The sequence below is a fragment of the Paenibacillus humicus NBRC 102415 genome (assembly GCF_004000905.1).
In the GTDB taxonomy this organism is placed as follows: Bacteria; Bacillota; Bacilli; order Paenibacillales; family Paenibacillaceae; genus Paenibacillus_O; species Paenibacillus_O humicus.
On sequence record NZ_BIMD01000016.1, the window covers coordinates 39136 to 61992 of the forward strand.

The window sequence follows — 22857 nt, forward strand, 5'->3', positions numbered from 1 at the left end:
CTCCCCATTACTCGACTTTTTTCCTCTCCCTTATTAGAAGCCCTTGCTTGGGGCATACTGGGAACATTCCAAAGCCGAGAGGAGCCGATAACTTGTCGCGCACAACAAGAGAGAACGGACCCGCCAAGCTTCATCCGCTCGTCGACTTCCGCATGGACCGGAGCTGGTTCGACGATCTGCAGGCCCGGCTCGACCGCAATGGCCCTTGGGACGACTGGACGCTCTATCAGCTCGCCATGGAGGCCGAGCAGTCCCGGCGCATCGAGAGCTTCGAGGAGCTGCAGTCGCTGCGCTTCCTGAACGGCCTGGAGCCGATGAAGCATCAGATCGACACGGCGGTCAAGGTGCTGCATGATATGGGCGGACGAGCCATTCTGGCGGATGAGGTCGGACTCGGCAAGACGATCGAAGCCGGACTGGTGCTCAAGGAATACCTGGTGCGCGGTCTCGTGAAGCGCGCGCTGATTCTGGTGCCCGCATCGCTTGTCCTGCAATGGGTCCGGGAGCTCAACAGCAAGTTCGGCATCGCCGCCGTCGCCCAGAAGCGTGCCCACACCTGGAACTATGATGTCGTCGTCGCTTCCATCGATACGGCCAAGCGGGAGCCGCACAGGGATCTGCTGCTCTCCACCGACTACGACATGCTTATCATCGACGAGGCCCATAAGCTCAAGAACAAAAAAACGACGAATTACCAGTTCATTACGCAGCTCCGCAAAAAGTACTGCCTGCTGCTGACCGCCACACCGGTCCAGAACGACCTTGAGGAGCTCTACAATCTCATCACGCTGCTGAAGCCCGGCCAGCTCGGCGGACACGGCGAGTTCTCCTCCAACTTCGTCGTCGGCAAGCGCATGCCCAAGAACGAGGATCAGCTGCAGGAGGCGCTGTCCGGCGTCATGATCCGCAACCGCCGCGGCGAAGGAGATGTGAAATTCACGAAGCGGATCGTCCGCAACATCCCTTTGCACTTGTCCAAGGAAGAGATGGACCTCTATCACGCGGTCACTTCCTTTGTCAAAGAGCGTTATGAGGAAAGCGGAGGCAACCTGACGAGCATGCTGTCGATGGTGACGCTGCAGCGCGAGGTATGCTCGAGCCGCGACTCGGTGTTCCTCACCCTCGTGAACCTGTTCAAGAAGACGGCCGAGGACTCCCCTGTGCGCGGCAAGATCTGGGAGCTGATCGAGGTCATCAAGCAGATCAAGTCCAACACGAAAGCGGAGAAAGCGATGGAGCTCGTGCGGGAAAGCGACGGGAAAGCGATCATTTTCACGGAATACCGCGCGACGCAGGAATATCTGCTCCAGTTTTTCCGCGGCAGCGACATTACCGCCGTCCCTTACCGGGGCGGGATGGGCCGCGGCAAAAAGGACTGGATGATGGATCTGTTCCGCGGCCGCGCGCAAGTCATGATCGCCACGGAAGCAGGCGGAGAAGGCATCAATCTGCAGTTCTGCAGCCGCATCATCAATTTCGACCTGCCCTGGAACCCGATGAGGGTGGAGCAGCGGATCGGCCGTGTGCACCGGCTCGGCCAGACCCAGGATGTCCAGATCTACAATCTGTGCACGATCGGCACGATCGAGGAGCATATCGTCAATCTGCTGCATGAGAAGATCGATATGTTCGAATCCGTCATCGGCGAGCTGGACCATATTCTCGAGAAGTTCGAGAAGGAGGAGAGCATCGAGGAAAGGCTTGCGCGCCTCATGCTGGAGGCGAGCGATCCCGACGTCTTGACCGAGAGCATCGAGAACCTGGGCCGATCGATCAGCAGCATGAGAAGCCGGGCTTCGGAATCCGGCAAGCCCGTCGATTCAGAGGAGACGGCCGGCTCAGCGGCCGCGCGCAAGCATGCGATCAACCGTCTGCTTGACGGGGTCGGACATGTTGTGGAGGTGGATTCGCCATGAATGGAAAGCAAGTGCATCGCTATATCCAGAAGTACGCGGAGGCGACCGGATGCCGGATCGTCGAGAAATCCCCTTCCCATCTGACGGTGAAGCTGTCGCCGCAGGCGGACAGGGAGCTGACGAACCGTCCTTATTACTGGAGCTATGTCGACCGTGCCGGCGTGGAGCCGGAGACGATGACCTATCTGTTCGTGACCGACCGTTCGCGGTACGAGGAGCTTGCAAGAGAGCGCGAGGAAAGCGAGGCCCGGGCGCAGCAGTCCGCGAATCCGATGGAGCAGGCGGCCCAGAGCGCTCTCGGCCGCTCCATCGGATTTGTCCACAGCTCCGTCTCCGGCGTCCGCACGCCCCGAGAGGACATGTATTTCGGCGCGCGCAAGCTCGATCAGCTGTTCGAGGCCGCACGCACGGGAGGCAGCTTCGTCTATTTGTTCCAGGAGCCGGAGCGCCGCTCGCTCCATCCCACGGAATCGGTCGCGTACACCGCTTGGCTCGGAGTCAATCTGCGGGTGGAATTCGCCTGCGACATGAAGCGCGAGGAAATTCATTCCTTCGGCGTTTCTCTCGCGACCGGCGCCGTCGTCGAGCGTTTCCACGAGCGGCTGATCGACCTCAGGATGACGCCAAGGCTGCCCGCCAATGTGCATACGGCCAAAAACGGCATCACCCTCGGCAAAGCGATGGGCCTGATCGAGTCTTCGCTCGAGCGCAAGCTCAGGGGAGCGGATTTCTCCTGGGCCGAAGCCGCCTCGCGTCGTCTAGAGGAAGAGCTTGAGATTGTCGCCCACTATTACGATCGCCTGCTGGAATCTGCGGAGGAGGAGCAGCGAGCCGCTGTCGAGGAGCAATATGCGACCCGGAAGGAAGAAATCCGCTGGCAGTTCGAGCCCAGGGTAACGGCTTCCTCGATCAACTGCGGCATTTTCCATCTGGAAGGCATCGAGTGACAGCAATCTCCCGGGTCGGCCCGATCTCGCCAATAATAGCGGTCGTTTGCGCGACAGAATGCAGCATTCTTCTCGCGCGTGCCGCTCTACAATCAAGTAGACAAGCTTCGGAATCATGCATGCTGTCACCCTATAGCGGATACGAGAGGGGGATGTTGAAAAAAATGAGAAGAAGATCTGCAAGCGCCGCATCAACCGCAATCGCGGTTTTGCTTTGCGTCCTGTTCCTGGCGAATGCTGCGGCCCATGCCGCGGCTCCGGCGTCTTCCGCTCCCGGATTGGCGGAACAAGCCGAAGCCTGGCGGGCGGCGCTGTCCGCCCAACCCGAATTTGCCGGCTGGAAGGGCGCCCGCGCCGTCATCGAGCCTCTCGGCCCAGGCACCCATTCATGGCTCGTGACCCTGGATAAAGCCGGACGGACAGCCGGATATATGATTATCAGCGCCAGGCAGCCGGATGGATATTCGCTTGGAGAATACGGGGCGGGTTCCTACCCGCTCTATTCATCCGCCCTGCTTCAAAAGAAGCTCAAGGAGCAGAATGTGGCGGCTGCCGAAATGTCGAGGCTCTACGCCTCGCCTGCCGCAGCCGTATGGCGGATCGTGAGCCGAGACCGCGAAGTCCTCTACGCCGACGCCTGGACAGGAGAAATCCTCCCCCTCTCCGACGGAGACTGGGCCAAGCAGTTGAAAGCCTTGTCCTCATCGGATGCCAGCGCATCCGAAAACGAAAAAAAGACAACGCTGGCGTTGTCTTCCTCGTCTGCGGTACCGCCGACCAAAACGGCGGTAGCGTATGCCCGGACGCTCCGCTCATCCGATCCGATGCAGCGGCTGAGCTGGCTCCTGTCCAAGCCGATCGGCAGCCCGACCCCCGGCTCTCTCTCTTCCATTCTCAAATCGGGACGCCCGCTGGATTACGCATCCGAGCTGTATGGCGGCAAGGTGCTTCAGGTCTGGCAGGCAGCCGGCCTTCACCGCTGGACGACGGGACAAGCCTATGCTTCCTTCGTCAACACGGAATCGGCCGCCAAGCGATACATCACGCTTGAGCAGGCTCTGCTCGCAGGCCATTTCTACCGCGTCTGAGCAGAGAATGCCGAAGCGGATCCCTTTTCAGAGCGGCAATCATCCCTCTTTGCGGCGGAGCCCTCTGAACCAGATCAGCATGCTCATGCCAGGGACGCCGAACCAGCGCGTCAGCCAAGGCTCCTTGGCCTGCTTATGATCGCTGCGCTTCTGCTTGCGTACATCACGGGGCGTTTCCACATAGACAACCAGCTTCTCGGTCATATATTTGATCCAATCTTCAGGGTCCATCGTTGTCGCCTCCTCTTTATGCGCTTAGTATGTCCGATAACTTCTTGGCGCAAACGCGAATAGTCCTGCCTGATTGCGGCAAAGTATAAAGGTTCGGACAACTTTGCCTTATGGAGGATTGCAAATGGATTTGCGATGGATCGCAGCCGCGGCGCTTGCGGCAGCCCTGGTTCTCCAACCGGGGGCAGCGGCAGCCGCTTCCCTTTCCGACTCGCCGGATTCCGATCCTGCCGGTCCCCGGTACAAAGGGGCGCTCCCCTATGCCGAAGTACTCATCGATGCCGGCCATGGGGGCATCGATGGCGGCACTTCCTTTGAGGATGTGCTGGAGAAGGACATCAATCTGGCTGTCGGCAAAAAACTGCTGGCGAGCCTGCAGCAAAAAGGGATCAGCGCCGTCTTGAACCGCAGCTCCGACTACGCGCTCAGCGAGGAGAACCGCTGGCATCCGAGCCGGTCCCGCCATCAGCGGGATTTGTCCCAGCGGCGCCAGCTGACAGAGGAAATCCACACCGGCCTGCTCGTCAGCCTGCATGTGAACTGGTCCCGCAGAGCCGCCGCGCGGGGACCGGTCGTGCTTCATCAAGAGGGCGGCGAAAGCGTGCTGCTGGCGTTATGCATCCAGGACTCCCTGAACCGGCAGCAAAAAACGAATGAGCTGCCCCGTGCGGGCAGCCCATTCTATCTGCTCAATACGGTCAAGCAGCCTGCCGTCATCGTGGAAATGGGCTTCATCAGCAACGAGGGGGACAGGTCCATGCTGACTTCGCGGGAAGGCCAGGAGCAGGTAGCCGAAGCCGTCGCGTCAGGGCTTCGGCAATATAAGCTGCTCTTCCGCTGATGCCGGAACAAGCTCGGACAGCCGGACGAACCGGGTCGTGCCCGCCATGCGGCCGGCTGCCCGGGACAGCTCTCCCGAGGTCATGAGGCCCGGAGTGCCGACATGCCCGATCGTGATGCTGTCCGCCTGACCGGCGGCCAGCTTTTTTAATTTTTCCACTTGTCTGGCGATATGGCCGGCTTCATACACATCGTCCAAAAAGACGTCGTTGCGCAGGACGGGAACCCCGATTTCAGCCGCGACTTTCGACACGACCGTCTTGAAGGTCGTCCGGCTGTCCAGGAAAAACAGCCCCCGCTCCTTGCATACCTGCAAGACGATCCGCATGATGCGCTCATCGGCCGTAATCTTGCTGCCCATATGGTTGTTCATGCCGGCCGCATGAGGCACATCGTCGATCGCCTTCTGCACCGCGAGGCGAACCTGCTCGTCGGTCATGCTGCTGAACAGCGCTCCCGGCCCCAGCCACTCCGGCTTGCCCTTGTTCGGCTCCATCGGCATATGGACGATGACATCCAGGCCGAGGCCATGCGCCTTCTCCGCGTCGGCATGCGTGGAGGGCATGAAGGGCATGATCGCGGCCGTAATCGGTACCGGCAGCTTGAACATCTCCTCCGTACCCTTCATGTTGTTGCCGAAGTCGTCAATGACGACGGCCACCCGATGCGGCGGACCCGCCGATACATGCTGCTGCGGCAACAGCCCGATTGCAAGCATGCCGGCCGCCGCGGCTTTCCAGATTGCGTTCCTCATCATTCAGCACCCCCTGAAGGTTTCCCCTTCATTTTGCAGAGAAGGGATGCGTTTTATGTAAGGAGAAATCTGGCCTCTGTTCCTATGGGCATCCCTCCTGGCCAGAGGCATATCGGCTATAGTTAACTCCAGCCTTTTACTGGAACAAAAAAAGCCTTTCCCCTGAAGGGAAAGGCTTCGTTATGCGGTCAAGAGGACTTGAACCTCCACGTCATTGCTGACACTAGAACCTGAATCTAGCGCGTCTGCCAATTCCGCCATGACCGCGAATCACAAGAAATAATATAACACGAGCAACAATTTGATGTCAATACTTTCCCATCTATTTTTAGATTGAATTTTATTGGGTTTCAATCGGACTTTTCTATCGCCGGATGAATTGACAGCAGCGCCCTGCCGCTCCTATACTTCTAATCAACACTATTCCACCTTATTTACTATGATTTATACCCCAGCCGACCGGACCGCCGGAGGCTGAAGCTCGCAGCAACGCACCGCTGCCGCTTCAGCCTCTTTTTGCGGTTACCCGCAGCAAAACATTCCTTGCAGAAAGAATCGGAGGTTAGCCTATGATCGCTATCAAAGCTCCCTTATTGTATCGAAACGAACCGGCCCTTCTGGAGCAGAAGGGGCTGCTGGAAGACTGGGAGGGACGAATTGCGGTCATTATAAGCGGAAATACCGCATGGGATCTCGTATCCGCGCAGCTCGCCTCCCGCCTCGGCGAAGCCCATATCCCTTTCTCCAGGCTGTCGTTCAAAGGGTACTGCACCCAGGAGAAGATCGACCGCTGCTCTCTAGAGGCCGAGCGCCTCAATCCTTCCTTTCTGATCGGGATCGGCGGCGGCTCCGTCCTTGACCTGACAAAGGCCGTCGGAGACAAGCTCGGCCTCCCGGTCGTGGCAATCCCGACCGTTGCCGCAACATGCGCGGCCTGGTCTGCTCTAACCGTGCTCTATGACGATGCCGGACGCGCCGCCGGCTACCTGCCTCTCTCGCGTTCTCCCGAGCTGGTGCTGGCCGATGCCCGCGTTCTCGCCCATGCCCCGCGCCGTTATCTCGCATCCGGCATCGCCGACACGATCGTGAAATGGCATGAGCACGGCGTGAATGCTCCGGCTGGCAAGCAGCCCGGCCTGGATCTTCAACTGAGCCTTCACGCTGCCCGCCTTGCCCTCGATCTGCTGACCTCCCACTCGGCTCAGGTATATGAAGCAGCCGATGTCCTGTCTCCTCCGGTCGACGAAGCCTTCAGCCAAACGATAGATGCCGTCATCGTGCTGGCGGGACTGGCAGGAAGCATCCACAGCGGCCGGCGCAGGGCGGCTATCGCGCATGCCATTCATGACCGGCTGACATGGTTTCCCGAGACGCAAGGCACGCTGCATGGAGAAAAGGTCGGCTTCGGCCTGCTGTCGCAGCTCGTTCTCGAGGGCAAAGCCGACGAAGCGGTGTCGCTTGCCGCGCTGTTCCGCCGGATCGGGCTTCCCGTCACGCTGGAGGATCTCGGCTTCAAGCCTTCCCGGCTCAAGGCGCATCAAGACATCGCCTCCGGCATCCAGCTGCCGGAAGAAGCCAAGGCAGCGCTCGCTTTCGACGCCTCGCCCGCCCGTATCGCCCAGGCGATAGCCGGAGCGGACGCCATCGGCAGAACGGCCGCAGCCAATCTCATGACCGGCTCGTAACCGGCGCGGCACCCATTCCTTCTTCGCGAAAGGCGGATTGAATTCCTTATGGCCAACCGGTCCAACCTCACCATCAAGCTTCTCCCTATTCTCCTGCTCTCGGCAGCCTTGGCAGGCTGTTCGGGCAGCAGTTCCGGCTCCTCGGCTGCCGCCGGCAATACCTCCTCTCCAGGAACGGCCGCTCTTTCTTCAACCGGCTCGCAGGCCGATCTGGGCAAGGTCACCCTGCGGGTGGGACAGACGGGCTGGGCAAGCCTGGAGCAGGGCTTCAAGGCGGCAGGTGTCGACGACACTCCGTACAAGCTCGAGTTCAGCGTGTTCCAGGGAGGCAACCTGCAGCTGGAAGCGATCGCGGCCGATCATCTCGATGTCGCCCAGACGAGCGAGATCCCGCCGATCTTCGCTTCCCAATCAGCCGGGGGCGGCAACTTCAAGATCATCGCCCTCAGCAATTCCAATACGCTGAACCAGGAGGTCGTCGTCCCCAAAGGCTCCCCGCTCAAGCAGCCGGCCGATCTCAAAGGAAAGAAAGTCGCGTTCGTCAAAGCGACGACGGCTCATTATTTCCTGCTGAAGATTCTCCAGGAAGCCGGATTGTCGTGGAGCGACATCCAGCCGGTGGAGCTGTCCACCGCCGACGGGCTCAGCGCCCTGCTCAGCGGCAAAGTCGACGCGCTGGCAAGCTACGGGAACTCCATCATTACGGCTCATGAGAACGGAGCTTCGACTCTCGCCAGCGCGAAGGATATCCTCTCCGGCAATTTCCCGATCGAAGCGACTCCGGCCGCGATCGCGGATCCGGGCAAGCATGCCGCGATCGCCGACTTTTTGAACCGCTTGAACCGCTATCAGGAATGGACGCGCCAGAACAAGGAGAAATGGGCGGAAATTACGGCCGCCGCCACCCATCAGGATCCGGAGACGGCGCTGAAGACGCTGGAGGAAGGAGAGGCCCAGCGTCCGTCCAAGGTGCTTCCGGTCACGCCGGAAGCGATCGCGTCCAATCAGGATGTGGCGGATGCGCTGCAGACTGTCGGCCTTTTGAAAGCCAACGTGGATGTGAGCTCGTTCTTCAGCGATGCGTTCGCATCGGAAATCAAGTAAAGGAGCCCTGGCAGCCATGAACCGTACCGCCTCCCCGCGCCGGCGCGACGTCATCCTTCCCTGGACGCTTCCCGTCCTCATCCTTGCCCTCTGGCAGGTGTCCACGTCAGCGGGCTGGATTGCGGAGCGCACCCTCCCTCAGCCTCTGCGCGTGGCGGAAACGCTGGCGGATACGATCCGCAGCGGCGTGCTTCTGCACAATCTCGGCATCAGCGCGATGCGGGCCATGCTCGGCTTCCTCATCGGCGGCGGAATCGGCTTCGCCCTCGGACTGATGAACGGATTGTCCAAGACCGCGGAGAAGGCGACGGACTCCTCGATCCAGATGATCCGCAACATCCCGCTGTTCGCCCTCCTCCCCTTGTTCATCATCTGGTTCGGCATCGGCGAGGAGATCAAGCTTGCGCTCGTATCGCTCGGCGTCTTTTTCCCGGTCTATCTCAATACGTTCCACGGCATCCGCTCGGTCGATCCCGGGCTGATCGAGATGGGCAAAGTCTACCGAATGAGCAGGCGCTCCTTGTACGCCCACATCGTCTTGCCGGGCGCGCTGCCCTCCATTCTCGTCGGCGTGAGATACGCCCTGGGCATCACCTGGCTCGTCCTCATCGTTGCGGAGACGGTCGCTGCGGATGCCGGCATCGGATACATGGCCATGAACGCCAGGGAATTTTTCCAGCTGGACGTCATTGTGCTCAGCATCGTCATTTACGCCCTGCTCGGCAAGCTGTCCGACAGCCTCGCCAAGCGGCTTGAAAAGCGGTTCCTGAAATGGAACCCGACCTATGTTCCCCGTTAAGGAGGCGGCCGGATTGGCCCATGCAGAAAAGAAAGGAATCGGCTTCGAGCTCCGCCGGCTCGGAATGTCGTTCGACGGAAGGCCGGTCCTGTCGGAGCTGAACCTGTCGGTGAGATCCGGCGAGTTCGTAGCGGTCGTCGGACGGAGCGGCTGCGGCAAGAGCACGCTGCTCCGGCTTGTCGCGGGGCTTCAGCAGCCATCGCAGGGAGAGATCGCCTGGGAAGAGGCGCACGCCTCCGGCACGCCGGAATATACCCGCGTCCTGTTCCAGGAAGCAAGGCTGCTCCCCTGGAAGTCCGTGCTCGACAACGTCAGGCTCGCGGCAGGCACGGACCGGGATACGGCCGCGGACGCCCTTCGCCAAGTCGGGCTCGCTTCCCGCGAGAACGATTGGCCCTCCGTCCTCTCCGGCGGCCAGAGGCAGCGGGTCGCTCTGGCCCGCGCGCTGGCCAGCCGCCCCCGGCTGCTGCTGCTCGACGAGCCGCTCGGCGCGCTCGACGCGCTGACCCGGATCGAGATGCAGAGCCTGATCGAGTCGCTTTGGGCCGAATCGGGCTTCACGACGATTCTCGTCACGCATGACGTCAGCGAGGCTGTCGCACTCGCCGACCGGGTGCTGCTGATCGAGGAAGGCCGGATCGCTCTGGATATTTCCATCGAGCTCGCACGGCCCCGGGAAAGGGACAGCGGGTTCGCCTACTACGAAAATCTGATCTTGAACAAGGTGCTTGGCCGCAAGGAGGAGCCGCTTCCCCCTGCCGCGCAGCGCAAGCTCAGCTATTCCATCTGAGATCATCATCATTCATACCCTTGAAAGGCAGGAATCAATAATGTCAACATTGACAGCAGCTCCGGAAAGCATCTGCTCCCCCGAAGCGGAACAGCTCATCTCGGAGCTGAGCGCCGAGCTCGCCGCCCTATATCAAGTCGAGGACGGATCGGCAGGCTTCACGCCCGCCGATCTCGACCACCCGAGGGCGGCGCTTGTCGTCGCCCGCATCGGCGGCATCCCCGCCGGATGCGGAGCGCTGCGGCCCCTCGACGAGCATGCGGTCGAGGTCAAGCGGGTCTACACCCGCCCCGTATACCGCCGCCAAGGGGTGGCGCTCGCCATTATGGATGAGCTGGAGAGGCTCGCAGCCGAATTCGGCTACCGCAGCATCAGGCTGCAGACCGGCCCGCTGCAGCCTGAAGCGGTCGCCCTCTATGAACGCTCGGGTTATTACCGCATTCCCCGCTTCCATGGAGAATGGGACGAAGTGATTGCCTTCCAGAAGGATGTCAAGGTCAACCAGGCCGGTTAAACGAGGAGATGCCGCATGAAATTCGCATGGTTCAGCCTGGTCATGAATCTGCCCCACGCAATTACCGGGGAGCAGCTCACGCCCAAGCAGAAATTCGATCAAATCATCCGCCAGGCCGAGCTTGCCGAGACGCTCGGCTTCGAGGCTTACGGGGTCGGGGAAAGGCATGGCGCCCCGTTTCTCAGCTCTTCTCCGGCAGTGCTGCTCGCAGCTATCGCTGGCCGCACCCGCATCATCCGGCTGCTGACGACCGTATCCGTGCTCAGCGTGCTGGATCCCGTCCGCGTCGCCGAGGATTACGCCACAGTCGACCAGCTCAGCGGCGGCAGGCTGGAGCTGATCATCGGCAAGGGCAATGATCCCCGCCATTACCCGCTCTTCGGCGTTCCGCCGGAGGAACAGTGGGAGTCGCTCGCGGAGCGCTACGCGCTGCTGAAGAGGCTTTGGAGCGAGGAGGATGTCGTCTGGACGGGCAAGTATCGTCCGCCGCTGGACAGAGTGACGACACAGCCCCGGCCTTTCGGCGGCACGATTCCGATCTGGCACGGGAGCGCCTCGAGCCCGCTGTCCACGGAGCTGGCCGCCCAGGCCGGCGAGCCGATCTTTTCGTCGAACTCCTTTCATCATCTGCAGAAGTACAAGGATCTCATCGACCACTACCGGGAGCGCCTCGCGCATTACGGCCATCCCCCGGAGAAGGCTGTCGTCGGCGCCGGGGCGGGCAGCCTCTATCTCGCCGCCACGCAGGAAGAAGCCATCCGGCGCTACAAGCCTTATTACGAGCTGTTCAGCGGGACCGATTCCGCCAAGCACAACCAGTCTCCCTTCACCGGCCTCGAAGACAACATCCGGAATGGCCCGATTCTGGTCGGAAGCCCGGACAGCGTCATCGAGAAAATCCTCACCTATCAAAAAGCCTTCGGCAATCAGGTGCTCGGCCTCAGCGTCGACGGCTTGTCGGTGAGCGAGCAGCGCGAGCAGCTGCAATGGTTTGCCGCCGAAGTAGCCCCCATTCTCCGGAGGGAGGCTCCTTCCACGGTGTGGGACACCCGGCCGGCTTCGTCCGCTGCCGGCCCGCTGTCAATTTATTAAAATCCACCTTCGCCGGTTCGAGAAGCCCGCGACGAGGAGGTCCATTCGAGATGTGCGCTTACCCTTTGAGAAAACAATTGCAAGGCATTCCGGCCTTTCTGCCGGCGAAGCCGGCTTCCGAAGCCAATGGACAAGGAAGGCTTCCCGATGTTCGGCTCGCAGCCAACGAGAATACGCTCGGCTTCTCCCCGCTTGCTGCCGCAGCCATACAGGCTGCCGTTTCGCGACTTTACCTGTATCCGGACAGCCAGGCCTCCAGCCTGAGAAGCAAGCTGGCCGCCAAGCTGCGGGTGGATCCAGGCCAGCTCGTATTCGGAAACGGCTCCTTCGAGCTGTTGTCTCTCGCCGCCTATACGTTCCTTGCTCCTGGCGAAGAAGCCCTCCTGCCCTCTCCTTCCTTCGGCTGGTACCGGGTCGCGACATTGGCAGCCGGAGGCATTCCCGTCACGGTGCCGCTGCGGAATCATGCCGTTGATCTCGATGAAATCGCACGAAGGATTTCCCCGACCACCGGCCTCGTCTGGCTGTGCAATCCCAACAATCCTACCGGCTCTTACTTCACCGATTCGGAGCTCCGGCTCTTCCTCGACCGGGTTCCTCCCCATGTGTTCGTCGTGCTGGACGAAGCCTATCGGGAATTCGCGGAGCAGGAGGATTTTCCGGATACCGCAGCCCTTGTCGAGCGCTGCCCGAACGCGGCCGTTCTCCGGACATTCTCCAAAGCCTACGGACTTGCCGGCCTGCGCATCGGCTATGCGATAGCTGCGGCAGATACGGCGGCGGCGCTGAACCGGCTGAGGCTTCCTCCCAATCTGGGCATCCTGGCTGAAGCCGGGGCAGCGGCGAGTCTGGAGGACGAAGCCTTCCTGCAGTCGGTGCTGGACAACAACCGCATCGAAAAACAGCGTTATTACGAGACTTTCCAGCTTCTCGGGCTCTCTTACCTGCCAAGCGAAACGAACTTCGTCATGGTCGATCTCGGCCGCGACAGCGGTCCGGTATTTGAATGGCTGCTGCAGGAGGGCATTCTCGTACGGCCCGGACGCGACTTCGATATGCCGACCTGGCTGAGGATTACGATCGGGCGGCCGGAGGAGAACCGGGCGGTGCTGGCGAAGCTGGAGAAGGCGCTTCAGCCATCTGCGCCTTAAAGGCCGGCAGTCGCGAGCATGCGCAAAAAAGCTCCCGGAGACGCTGATCCAGCGGCTCTCGGGAGCTTTTTCCATGATTTATTCGATGCTTTTCAACGATTCGATCATATTGATTCGGGCTACCTTTCTCCGAAGCAGCAAGCTGGAGAGAGTAGTGAGCAAGAAGGCGAGGAAGGCGGATACCAGCATGACAACCCGATTGAGTTGGTCCGGGATTTGCTGATGGGTGCTCGACAGCGCCTCTATGATGATGGAATACATGTAGCCGCTGATCGGCAGCGCTATCATGACCGCAAAGGTGGTGAGTATCATGTTCTCGGAGAAGATAAGCCGGTTTATATTCCTCTTTTGATAACCCAATACCTTCAGAGTAGCCAGCTCGCGATTTCGTTCGTAAATGTTGATGGAGGATATCGTGTAGATGGCGCCAAACGAAAGAATGACGGCGCTGATGATAAACAGGATGAAAATAAAGCTGTTTTGCTTCAGAATAAATTGTGCCGATTCCTTCAAATCATCCTTGTCCGCGATTGTATCGACCTGACGGTCTTGTTCGAAGAACTGCCGGACGCCAGCCAAATCTGCGGCGCTGCCGGCTTTGACCAGCATGGAGGTTGGGTTGTAGTCGATGCCAAAGCTCTTGAGATACGCTATCGAGCAGAAGAACGACGGATTCGAATACTGATTGGATATTTGCGCAACCTTCATATCGACCGTTTTATTCGCAAGCGACGGATCGGTGAATTGAATCCGGATCGTATCCCCTATCGCGACCTTATAGTGATCCGCATACGATTTGGGTACGAGCACGCCGCTGTCCACAAGCCTCATCGGACGGTCGTTCTCGTCGTAAAATTGAATAAGAGCGTTGTCCTTCTCCGTAACGGTCAACGTGGCGTTCTCATGATCATCGCCTTTGACGAATTTCACGGGAAAGGCGGACAGATCATAGCTGCTTTCAATTCCGGTCGGCAGCTCCGCCTTCTTTAACTCTGCTCCCCTCTTGTATTCGACCTTCAGATCATAGGCATTCACCTCTTCGATCTGGTCCGCCACCCTTTGCAAAGACGTTTGAGTCCCGAAAGCAGTGATCAACAACACCGTGCTCACCACAACGCCGGCAGAGCTCGCAATCGCCTTCTGCTTATGGAGAAAGATGTTTCTCAAAATGAGCTTGTTGCTGTACGAAATGCGTCTCCAGATTCCCGGAAGCCGTTCAATGAGCAGCTTCTTCATCTTCTTCGGCGGTTTAGGCCTCATCGCCTGCGCTGCGTGTTCCCGCAGAATGCCTATGCCGCTCAAGTAACAAGCCAGCATGCCGAATGCGCTCGAGAAAAGGATAGGAAGAATGACCGAGAAGGAGGATAGGGAGAACTCAATGCTCGGCAGCGAGTAGGATCTGGCGTTCGACGCCTCGATCATGGGAATGAATAGGATCGCCGCAGCGGCGCAGCCGAGAATGGAGCCTATGATGCCGACGAGCACCGGGAACCCCATGTAATGAAGCATGATGCTGCTGTTCTTCACTCCCAACGCCTTCATAATGCCTACTTGGTTCCTTTGCGAATCAATGATTCGGGACATCGCGAGGAAGAGGATGATGGCTTCGATGATAAAGAAAACCAGGGGAATGACCTTGCTCATCAATTTGTTGTTGTGGACGGTTTGTTGGACCTGCGAATAATTGAATGTCCGTTCTTTGCTTATTTGGCTTACATAAGAAAGCTTTTGGGAATGAGCTTCAACGTTTTGGCCCAACCGGTCGATGCCGTACCCTTCTTCCGCATCGATCAAAACTTCATTATAGTAAAGGCTTCCGGCGATTCGGGGAACTCCAGCTTCGGCCACATAGGCGAATCCGGCCGTTTTATGGTCCTGGGTTTCGTTTTTTTTGGCATATTCCACATTTTCGCCCAGGCCGCTGATGGTGAATGCCATTTCCTCGTCATCGACGCTTACCTGTAGTTGATCCCCGACTCTGAATTGATGTTCCCTGGCATAATGGGAATCAAGCAGGATCTGATTCTTGCTGGACGGAATGCTGCCTTCGATCATCGTAGGCGTATTTATGCTGTTGCTGGCCGGAATCGAATGGATTTTCAAGGTCGCTTTCGTAGTGCCGAAAGTTTGCGCCGCATCGAAGCTGTAGCGTCCTTCGACCTTTTTTACCCCTTCGATTTCACCCAGCTCCGACATGTCCTGCTTGGAAATGTGGTCGTAGTAAACGTTCAAGTCGCTTAGATTATGCGCATGGAAGTATTCCTTCGTATAAGCGCTGAGATGATCGCTTAGCGCAACCAGCCCCGTGTAGAAAAAAGCGCCTATGGCAATAACCAGCACAAAGGCAAGAAATTGGCCGATCGATTGCTTGATATCCCTTAATAATTTTTTGAATAAGTTCATTACCACTCAATCCCTTCAACGCTTTGCTTGTGCTCGTTGACTGTTACGCTTTCGATTTTTCCGCTTTTTACCGTAATGACTTTATCCGCCATCGGCGCAATCGCGGAGTTGTGCGTGACCAGCACAATACATTTTTTCGTTTCCGTGTTCAAATCCTGAAGAAGCTTCAAAACGGACTTGCCGGTCACATAATCCAACGCGCCAGTGGGCTCATCGCAGAGCAACAGCAAAGGGTTCTTGGCAACGGCGCGCGCAATGGCCACTCGCTGCTGTTCTCCTCCGGAGAGCTGGGACGGGAAGTTTTTCATCCGGTTCTTCAACCCCACTTTCGTTAAGATCTCGTTGGCGTCCAGATGGTTTTTACATACTTCCGCGGCGAATTCAACGTTTTCCACAGCATTCAGATTGGGGATCAAGTTATAGAATTGAAAGACAAACCCTACCTTTTCGGCGCGATATCCCGTAAGCTCCTTCTCATTGAAGCCGGTAATATCCTTGCCGCCGACAGTCACCTTGCCCGAGGTAGCCGTATCCATGCCGCCAAGTATATTCAGAATCGTGCTTTTGCCGGCGCCGCTTGCACCCAGAACAACGACGAATTCGCCCTCGTTGATGGAAAAGTCGACGCCGTTCAGCGCCTTGATCGGCACTTCGCCTATTTTGTATTCTTTCGTTACGTTTTCAAATTCGATTAATGTTTTCACCGTTTCTATCTCCCCGTAATCGATTTGTCCTGCTTTTTGGTGCGCTCCCATTGGCAAATATGGGCTCAAGTGTGTTAGTATGTTACTCATGTAGCACACTATAATTCGAACGCTATCCATTGTCAATAACTGGACCTCATGTAAAAAAAATCGCCCTGCTCTCTGCAGGACGATGGGATATTGACAAATTTTCGCATCTACGTTATGGTTTCCTGCTAGATATGCAACAAACTACGATGCTGAGTGGTGAAGCAATGAACGTCACTTTCGACGAAAAGCAGCCCATTTTCCAACAAGTCGCGGATATCATCGAGGACGATATTCTCAACGGAACTTACCGGGAGGACGAGCAGATTCTTTCCGTTGCTCAGTTTTCCCAGCTGTTCCAAATCAATCCGGCGACCGTTGTGAAGGGGATCGGCCTGCTCGTGAATGAAGGTATTTTGTATAAAAAAAGAGGGCTTGGCATGTATGTCTCCTCTGATGCCAAGCTGAAGATTCAGAAGCAGCGAAGAAATCGTTTCTATAAGGAGCTGCTGTCCAGTCTCATCTCTGAAGCCGACAAGCTCGAGCTGGCAACCGAGGATATCATCGAGATGATCAAACAGCTGAGGAAGGAATGAAATCATTGTGAGCATCGTGCTGAGCTGCGAGAAATTAACCAAAACATATGGCCGAACCTACGCCTTGCGGGATCTGGATCTACAGCTGGAGGAAAACGTTATTTACGGTCTGCTCGGACGAAACGGCGCTGGCAAAACGACCTTGCTCAACCTCATAGCAGGCGGACTGTTCGCTACCGATGGCACCATTGAGGCAAGAGGAAAAAAGCTGGGCAAAGGAGCAATTCCGGAGGATTGCTGTTATGTGCGGGAGAATAGCAAGCTGTTTGGAGGAGCTCGATTGATGGAGATTTTGCAGTTTGCTGCAACTTTTCATCCTCATTGGGACTGGGCGTTCGCTCATAAGCTGCTTCAGACGTTTCGGCTCGATCCCGACAAAAAAATCAAGCAGCTGTCCAGAGGCGCGGAATCGCTCGTAGGAAACATCATCGGTCTGTCCAGCCGATCGGCGTTGACCCTATTCGACGAACCGGTGCTTGGACTTGATGTGCTGATGCGCGAAAGGTTTTACAAGGAGCTGCTCGAGGATTACGCCAATCATCCCCGTACGATTTTGCTTTCTACGCATTTGTTGGACGAAATCGCCCCGATCGCAGAGCGAGTTTACATCCTGGACGAGGGCTCTCTCCTGCTTCATGAAGAGATGAATCAGATAAGCATGGCAGCTTATTTGATTCGAGGCCATTCGGATGCCGTGGCTGCGTTTACGGAAGGGAAGCGGGTATTGCATACCGAATCCTACGGCCACGGGAAGCTGGCCGCCATTTTCGAAAAGCTGGATGATGGGGACAGGCTGCAGGCGCGTCAACTAGACATTGCCCTGGAACAATTGACGCTTCAAAAGTTTTTCTCGTACTTGATCGAAGGAGGTCGCTGAATTGGGTTCATTGGCTGTTCATCTAAAGGCGACTTATTTGCAAGCGAGGATATGCATCTGGATGGTCGTTGTTTTCATCCTCCTTGGCAGGCTGGCGGAATACATGGTCGGTCTCTTTACAGACAGCAGCCAAAACTCCGTACTCTCGGACGGCAACCTGCTGCTGCTTATTTTGCTCCTTTTCGCCATCGTACTTCCTCTTGGCTATTACAGTCGCATCGTACATATTGGCGCAAGCCGAAAACAATACTTCTGGGGGCTTCAATTCGTTTATGCCGTGTGGGCAGCGGCCCTCGCTTTATTCAATTGTATATGGCCTATGCTGGAGGCGAATGTGTTCCACAAAAACACCGTTGATCTTGTTGAAGCGTTTCATTGGAACGAGTTTGGCGTGGCGGGTTCTTTTCTCTACCAGACTGTTTTTTATTTGATGTCGATGGCGCTGCTGAGCATGCTGGTCTCCGGCTGCCGCCATTTTGCCGGCTGGCTGCTGTGGGCGCTGTTCATTGTGGCGATCCCGACCGGAACGGCGATTCCTGAGCTGCGCGCTCATGTGGTTTCTTTTTTTGAAGCCTTGCTTTTCAACCGCTCCCTGCTCGAGGGCGTCGGATTTAATCTGGTGCTTTACTTCGTTTTCGTCGCCGGCGGCTGGTTGTTCACCAGAAGAAGAACACACTGATATTCGTGTCGCCCGGACATGGCTTCGAGAGGCCGACCTGGCTGAGGATGGGGCAGGCCGGAGAAGAACCGGGCGGTGCTGGCGAAGCCGCTTCAGCCATCCGCGCCTTAAAGGCCGGCTGTCGCGAGCATGCGCAAAAAAGCTCCCGGAGACGCTGATTCAGCGGCTTTCGGGAGCTTTTTGCATTCCATTCTCCAGCACTAGGAGGAATACCTTACCGCTTCGGCTTATTGTATCCTTTGTCGCCGTAAGGCTGCAGCTTTTCGATCCACAGCTCCAGAAGCGCATCCACTTCGGCCTGATAGCCTTTCAGCTCCTCGGGATCTCCGGCGTACTCTTCTCTCGGCTTGATCTGGTCCAGCTCCTCGAAGACAAAGCTCTCCGCTCCGTAAGCCTTCCAATCGCTCTTCAATTCATGCAGCGTGTTCATCCCCGTGCTCTTGAAAAAATCCAGCCGGTTCTTCGCTCCGGGCAGATCCATGCTGCCGCATACAAGCACTTTCCCGTTCTCCTTGTTCCTTATCTGATACACACCCATCGGGCGGAACGATTGCTTGTAGGAGGAGACGAGCTCCTTTTTGCTTTGCTTGTCCAGCGCCATTCCTATCCCTCCTTTTCAGATTCCGATCAATAGCCCATTTCCGCCAGAATGCGCGAAAGCGTGCGCAGCCGCTCTCCGATCAGCTCTCCATCATCGCTCAGCGCCTGGCTGAACAGCTTGATGTCCTCGTCGAGCTTGTCATTATCCGTACATACGGCTACCGTCATGGCGTCTCCCTGGAGGCCGATCCGGTCGATCACAGGGTTTGCCGGATCGTACAGCTTGGGATGCTGGTAGGCATCGCGGAAGTGAGCCATGCCGCTCGCAACGAGAATCGCCAGATCCAGCACTCGGTGCAGAGGGAGCTCTTCCGATTGCCTGGACCATTTCTCTCCCGTGTAGCGCCATACTTTGGCGGAAATGTCCACCTTTCCGCGATCATTCCATTGGGCGAGGCCGAGCGACAGGCCTTTCGCATCGGAATGGCCGGCCTGGCGTCCATCGACGTCGGCGTAATTCTCGACCGTTAGGACCGGTTTATGCTTAAGCGTAGTTGGAATTTTCATTTGATATCCTCCAAAAAGAGAGATGGGATCGAAATGATTATTTACTAATTTACTAAATTACTAATTTACTGTTCAACTCATCATATCGTCACAAGCATCTCCCGTCAAGGGACGATCTGTCCCTATCCCTTCGAATGCCTTCGTTCCCGGAGCTTTTCTTTCCCGGTTGGCTGCAGCCGGCCAATACCGGTCTCGCAAGCGGACATAGGGAAAAGACCGCGAGAAGGGGAACCAAGTTCCCTTTCTTGCGGTCTCTTTCCCCCATCCGCCAATAATGATGGATGGCTGGCGGAAACGACGGAGGGATTGCATGTTCTTCTGTTTCCGCCTGATTCCGGTTATTTGACAGAACCCGTCATGCCCGCCACGAAATGCTTCTGCATCAGGAAGAAGACGAGCGCGGTCGGCAAGGTGCCGATGACGATGGCCGTCATGATGACTCCGTAATCCGGAGTATAACCCGAGCCGAGATTGGAGATGAGCAGAGGAATGGTCCGCGTATCTTCGGATTGAAGCACGATAAGCGGCCAGAGATAGTTGTTCCAGCTGGACATGAACGTGATGATCGCCGCGGCGGCGTAGGTGGTTCTCATCGTCGGGACGAAGATGCGGAAGAACAGCCCCAGCTCGTTCACTCCGTCGATCCTCCCCGCTTCCAGCAGATCGCGCGGGAACATCTTTGTGCTCTGGCGGAAAAAGAAGATCAGGAAAGCGGTCGTCATCGTCGGCAGCACGACAGCGGCGGCGGTATTGACGCCGATGAAGGGAACGGTACGGGAAACGGCGGCGAACATCCGGTACAGCGGCACCATCAGCGCGGCAAAAGGAATCATCATGGACAGCAGCAATATATTGAAGACGATATCCTTCGCTCTGCTGCGGTAGACCTCGAACCCGTATCCGGCAAGAGAGCCGATGACCAGCGCCAGGAAAGTGGTCGTCAGCGACACTTTGGCGGAGTTGGCGAGCGCGGTCACGACATCGTATTGATCGAACAGATTCCGCATGTTCGCGATGAGATGGCTGCCTGGCAGCAGCCTCCCTTGCGTCACGTCGACGGATTTATTCGTTGCGCTGACGATCATCCACAAGAACGGGAATACAGAGACGACGGTGGCCGCGATGAGGAAAGCATACGTGAAAGCCCTTCTCGGTTTAACCATTTCGATCACCTGCCGCTTTGAACTGGATGATGGAGAAAAGGACAATCAGAGCTACGACCGAATAAGACACCGTTGCCGCGTAGCCGAAGTCCGGCGTGTATTTGAAGGACAAGTTGTAGATGTACTGGGAAATGGTCGTGGTCGCGTTGCCCGGACCGCCCTTGGTAATATTCATGACCTCGTCGAAGAGCTGAAGCGTCCCGATCGTGGAGGTGATCGAAGTGAACAGGATGATCGGCTTCAGCAGCGGCACGGTGATGCCGAAGAACTGGCGGACCGGACCTGCTCCGTCGATGCGGGCCGCTTCATAGATCGAGCTGTCCACGTTCTGCAGCGCGGAGAGGTAGAAAATCATGTTGTACCCGGTCCATCGCCAAGTAATGGCGATGATGATCGTCGCTTTGGCCCAGAATGGGTCCGTCAGCCACCCGATCGGCTGGGAGACGAGATGGAGCTGGATCAGCGCCGTGTTGACCAGCCCGTCTTGGCCGAACAGGTATTTGAAGATGACGGAATAAGCGACCAGGGAAGTGACGCAGGGCAGGAAGATCGCCGTGCGGAAAAAACCTCTGAACTTGAGCCCGCTGTCGTTGAGCAGCACGGAAATGAACAAAGCAAGCACAATCATGATCGGAACCTGGATGATGAGGTAAGTGAATGTGTTCTTCACGGCCGCCAGAAAGGTCGTGTCTCCGAACAAGCGCCTGTAGTTCGCCAAGCCGGCAGCGTGCAGGTTCGTGCCTTTGCCCGATTTCAAAGACAAGAGGAACGCTTGAATCATGGGATAGAAATAGAAGGCGCAGATCAGCAGCACCGCAACCGAAACAAATATCCAGCCGATGGCTTGGGATTTCCGCTGCAATCTCGCTCCGGTTCTCGCATTCATGCGGGAGCAGCTCCTTTCTTTTGAGGACGCCAAAATAAGGGTAGAGCGTCCGGAAGCCGGCCGGGTGTATCCACACCGCCTGCCTTCGGACGCCCAAGATTTCGGAAAGACTATTGGGTTTGCGCTTCCGCTTGCTGCTGAGCGTCCTTCAGAACAGCGTCAATCGATTTCCCGCTCAAGAAGTTCTGCATTTCCACGATCAGGATATCTTCGATCGCATATGTGCTGGCGCCATAGTTGACGCGCGGGATCTGATTGGTCCAGTTGGCGAAATCGGCGATGACGGTCTGATTGTTATAGAAGGGATCGGCTTGGGAATAAGCTTCTCCGGAGGCGGCAGGCGCATAGGTTCCGATGGCGCCGATGTCGGTGATCAGCTTCTGGTACAGCTCCGTGCTGGAGCCGAACGTTTTGGCCATGAAGTCGGCAGCCGCCTCTTTGCCGGGCACGTTGAGGACATACCACGAGCTGCCTCCGAGGTTCGATGCATTGACGGCGCCCGATTGGCCGGACAGTCTTGGAATCGGCACGACCGCCCATTTGCCGGATTGATCTCCTTGCGACTTGATGGAAGCGCTGATCCAGTTGCCGGTCGGCACCGAAGCGACGTCGCCGCTGTTGAAGGCCGCCAGGTATTGGCTCCAATCGGACACCGGCTTGACCATGTTGTCCTCGATCATCGTTTTGTACAGCTGGAAGGCTTCCTTGAGAGCCGGATTGCCTTCCAGGTAAGGCTTCTTGCCGTCTTTGTCCATGTACCAGGAGCCTGCCGTCTGGATCATGGTCCGGACGATTCCCAGGTCGTTGGGATCCAGGGCGAGCATATTTTTGCCGGTCGCCTCTTTCACTTTTTTGCCGATCTCGATGTACTGGTCCCAGGTGATGTTTTGCAGGTCGGAGGTTTTGTAGCCGGCTTTCTCCAGATAATCCGTCCTGACAAACAGGCCGGTCACGCCGGAGTCGAACGGGAGCCCGTAATTTTTGCCGTCGACGCTCGTCGGCCCGATTTTGTACTGGGCGAAGTCGGAGCCTTTGATCGAAGAGGTGAGATCGAAGAACATGTCCGGGAACGCCTGGAGGAAGCTTTGCGCGCGGTAGTCCTCGATCAGGACGATATTCGGAAGGCCTTTGTTCGAACCCGAGCCGAAGCCGGTATTCAGCTTCTGGACGATATCGGCCTGGGCATTTTCAATGACGGTGATTTTGGTGTCCGGGTGGTCCTTCGCATACAGTTCCTTCGCGAGCTCCAAAGCTTTGATGTTGAAGTTCTTGTCCCAGGCCCAGATCGTGATTTCCTTGGATGAGCTTCCGCCGCTCGGCTCGGTTCCGCCTTTATTGGCGCTGGAGCTGTTGCCGGAGCCGCTGTCGGAGCTGCAAGCGCTTAGGATCAGGAGCAATGCCATGGCTAAAAGCAAGGTTGCTTTTTTCATTCTCGAACCCCCAAAATCATAGTTTGTAAGCGATTTCCGCCTTGAAGCCATCGTAGCATCCGCGAAAATGAGGG

At 57.3% G+C, this 22857-nt stretch carries 23 protein-coding genes and 1 tRNA gene; 14 read left to right on the top strand and 10 right to left on the bottom strand.

Translation table 11 applies throughout. The annotated features are described in order from the left end of the window. The first annotated feature begins 152 nt into the window (after positions 1 to 152). From PHU01S_RS11960 to PHU01S_RS11970, 3 genes are all read left to right on the top strand, one after another. A complete protein-coding gene (locus PHU01S_RS11960) occupies positions 153 to 1916 on the top strand; it encodes a DEAD/DEAH box helicase (protein ID WP_127507805.1) in 1764 nt (587 codons plus the stop codon). Next, the gene (locus PHU01S_RS11965; protein WP_127507748.1) at positions 1913 to 2863 is read left to right on the top strand and encodes a YqhG family protein; all 951 of its coding nucleotides are present in this window, start codon (positions 1913 to 1915) and stop codon (positions 2861 to 2863) included. Before PHU01S_RS11960 ends, PHU01S_RS11965 begins: the two co-directional genes overlap by 4 nt. A gap of 164 nt (positions 2864 to 3027) precedes the next feature. Beyond that, positions 3028 to 3951, top strand: a complete 924-nt coding sequence (locus PHU01S_RS11970) for a hypothetical protein (protein WP_127507750.1) — start codon at positions 3028 to 3030, stop codon at positions 3949 to 3951. A gap of 39 nt (positions 3952 to 3990) precedes the next feature. On the opposite strand, the gene PHU01S_RS11975 is transcribed toward PHU01S_RS11970, so the two are convergent. Beyond that, complete coding sequence (locus PHU01S_RS11975; protein WP_048748351.1) at positions 3991 to 4182, bottom strand: YqzE family protein; 192 nt, start codon at positions 4180 to 4182, stop codon at positions 3991 to 3993. Between the two features lie 124 nt (positions 4183 to 4306). Here PHU01S_RS11975 and PHU01S_RS11980 point away from each other — a divergent pair, with 124 nt between their 5' ends. Continuing rightward, positions 4307 to 5023 carry an N-acetylmuramoyl-L-alanine amidase family protein gene (locus tag PHU01S_RS11980; RefSeq protein ID WP_048748352.1) on the top strand — a complete coding sequence of 239 codons (717 nt, stop codon included), beginning with the start codon at positions 4307 to 4309 and terminating at the stop codon, positions 5021 to 5023. Here PHU01S_RS11980 and PHU01S_RS11985 read toward each other — a convergent pair. Together PHU01S_RS11985 and PHU01S_RS11990 are read right to left on the bottom strand one after the other, a co-directional pair. Continuing rightward, positions 4988 to 5779 (bottom strand): divergent polysaccharide deacetylase family protein, encoded by a 792-nt coding sequence (locus PHU01S_RS11985; protein ID WP_127507752.1) that lies wholly within the window; start codon positions 5777 to 5779, stop codon positions 4988 to 4990. The two genes, PHU01S_RS11980 and PHU01S_RS11985, sit on opposite strands and share 36 nt — an antisense overlap. A gap of 180 nt (positions 5780 to 5959) precedes the next feature. Beyond that, a tRNA-Leu gene (locus tag PHU01S_RS11990) sits at positions 5960 to 6043 on the bottom strand. A gap of 302 nt (positions 6044 to 6345) precedes the next feature. Between PHU01S_RS11990 and PHU01S_RS11995 the strand changes: the two genes are divergently transcribed. The 7 genes from PHU01S_RS11995 (at position 6346) to hisC (ending at position 12911) form a co-directional block, all read left to right on the top strand. Continuing rightward, the gene (locus tag PHU01S_RS11995; protein WP_127507755.1) at positions 6346 to 7461 is read left to right on the top strand and encodes an iron-containing alcohol dehydrogenase family protein; all 1116 of its coding nucleotides are present in this window, start codon (positions 6346 to 6348) and stop codon (positions 7459 to 7461) included. Between the two features lie 48 nt (positions 7462 to 7509). Next, entirely contained in the window at positions 7510 to 8565 is a 1056-nt protein-coding gene (locus tag PHU01S_RS12000; RefSeq protein WP_049867121.1) for an ABC transporter substrate-binding protein, read from the top strand. A 16-nt stretch (positions 8566 to 8581) separates the two neighbouring features. Next, entirely contained in the window at positions 8582 to 9364 is a 783-nt protein-coding gene (locus tag PHU01S_RS12005; protein ID WP_048743925.1) for an ABC transporter permease subunit, read from the top strand. Then, positions 9351 to 10154 carry an ATP-binding cassette domain-containing protein gene (locus PHU01S_RS12010; protein WP_127507757.1) on the top strand — a complete coding sequence of 268 codons (804 nt, stop codon included), beginning with the start codon at positions 9351 to 9353 and terminating at the stop codon, positions 10152 to 10154. Before PHU01S_RS12005 ends, PHU01S_RS12010 begins: the two co-directional genes overlap by 14 nt. 40 nt (positions 10155 to 10194) lie before the next feature. Then, the gene (locus PHU01S_RS12015) at positions 10195 to 10668 is read left to right on the top strand and encodes a GNAT family N-acetyltransferase (RefSeq protein ID WP_127507759.1); all 474 of its coding nucleotides are present in this window, start codon (positions 10195 to 10197) and stop codon (positions 10666 to 10668) included. A 15-nt stretch (positions 10669 to 10683) separates the two neighbouring features. Then, positions 10684 to 11760 (top strand): LLM class flavin-dependent oxidoreductase, encoded by a 1077-nt coding sequence (locus PHU01S_RS12020; RefSeq protein WP_127507761.1) that lies wholly within the window; start codon positions 10684 to 10686, stop codon positions 11758 to 11760. 65 nt (positions 11761 to 11825) lie between these two features. Further along, positions 11826 to 12911 (top strand): histidinol-phosphate transaminase, encoded by a 1086-nt coding sequence (gene hisC / locus PHU01S_RS12025; RefSeq protein ID WP_218032444.1) that lies wholly within the window; start codon positions 11826 to 11828, stop codon positions 12909 to 12911. Positions 12912 to 12989: 78 nt separating this feature from the next. On the opposite strand, the gene PHU01S_RS12030 is transcribed toward hisC, so the two are convergent. Beyond that, the gene (locus PHU01S_RS12030) at positions 12990 to 15314 is read right to left on the bottom strand and encodes an ABC transporter permease (protein ID WP_127507765.1); all 2325 of its coding nucleotides are present in this window, start codon (positions 15312 to 15314) and stop codon (positions 12990 to 12992) included. Next, positions 15314 to 16018, bottom strand: a complete 705-nt coding sequence (locus PHU01S_RS12035) for an ABC transporter ATP-binding protein (protein WP_127507766.1) — start codon at positions 16016 to 16018, stop codon at positions 15314 to 15316. The genes PHU01S_RS12030 and PHU01S_RS12035 overlap by 1 nt, the downstream gene beginning before the upstream one ends. Positions 16019 to 16137: 119 nt before the next feature. Here PHU01S_RS12035 and PHU01S_RS12040 point away from each other — a divergent pair, with 119 nt between their 5' ends. The 3 genes from PHU01S_RS12040 to PHU01S_RS12050 are packed head-to-tail and all read left to right on the top strand — an operon-like array spanning position 16138 to position 18197. Then, the gene (locus PHU01S_RS12040; protein ID WP_246029218.1) at positions 16138 to 16641 is read left to right on the top strand and encodes a GntR family transcriptional regulator; all 504 of its coding nucleotides are present in this window, start codon (positions 16138 to 16140) and stop codon (positions 16639 to 16641) included. 7 nt (positions 16642 to 16648) lie between these two features. Next, positions 16649 to 17518 carry an ATP-binding cassette domain-containing protein gene (locus PHU01S_RS12045; protein WP_127507768.1) on the top strand — a complete coding sequence of 290 codons (870 nt, stop codon included), beginning with the start codon at positions 16649 to 16651 and terminating at the stop codon, positions 17516 to 17518. Position 17519: 1 nt separating this feature from the next. After that, positions 17520 to 18197 carry a hypothetical protein gene (locus tag PHU01S_RS12050; RefSeq protein ID WP_127507770.1) on the top strand — a complete coding sequence of 226 codons (678 nt, stop codon included), beginning with the start codon at positions 17520 to 17522 and terminating at the stop codon, positions 18195 to 18197. A gap of 214 nt (positions 18198 to 18411) precedes the next feature. Here PHU01S_RS12050 and PHU01S_RS12055 read toward each other — a convergent pair whose 3' ends face one another. The 5 genes from PHU01S_RS12055 to PHU01S_RS12075 form a co-directional block, all read right to left on the bottom strand. Continuing rightward, complete coding sequence (locus PHU01S_RS12055; protein ID WP_127507772.1) at positions 18412 to 18798, bottom strand: GIY-YIG nuclease family protein; 387 nt, start codon at positions 18796 to 18798, stop codon at positions 18412 to 18414. 26 nt (positions 18799 to 18824) lie between these two features. Continuing rightward, complete coding sequence (locus PHU01S_RS12060; protein ID WP_021877816.1) at positions 18825 to 19304, bottom strand: DUF6530 family protein; 480 nt, start codon at positions 19302 to 19304, stop codon at positions 18825 to 18827. Between the two features lie 338 nt (positions 19305 to 19642). After that, the gene (locus tag PHU01S_RS12065) at positions 19643 to 20467 is read right to left on the bottom strand and encodes a carbohydrate ABC transporter permease (protein WP_021877818.1); all 825 of its coding nucleotides are present in this window, start codon (positions 20465 to 20467) and stop codon (positions 19643 to 19645) included. Continuing rightward, positions 20460 to 21353 (bottom strand): carbohydrate ABC transporter permease, encoded by an 894-nt coding sequence (locus tag PHU01S_RS12070; RefSeq protein WP_048749409.1) that lies wholly within the window; start codon positions 21351 to 21353, stop codon positions 20460 to 20462. Before PHU01S_RS12070 ends, PHU01S_RS12065 begins: the two co-directional genes overlap by 8 nt. Positions 21354 to 21463: 110 nt before the next feature. Then, complete coding sequence (locus PHU01S_RS12075) at positions 21464 to 22783, bottom strand: ABC transporter substrate-binding protein (RefSeq protein WP_048749411.1); 1320 nt, start codon at positions 22781 to 22783, stop codon at positions 21464 to 21466. Between the last annotated feature and the right edge of the window lie 74 nt (positions 22784 to 22857).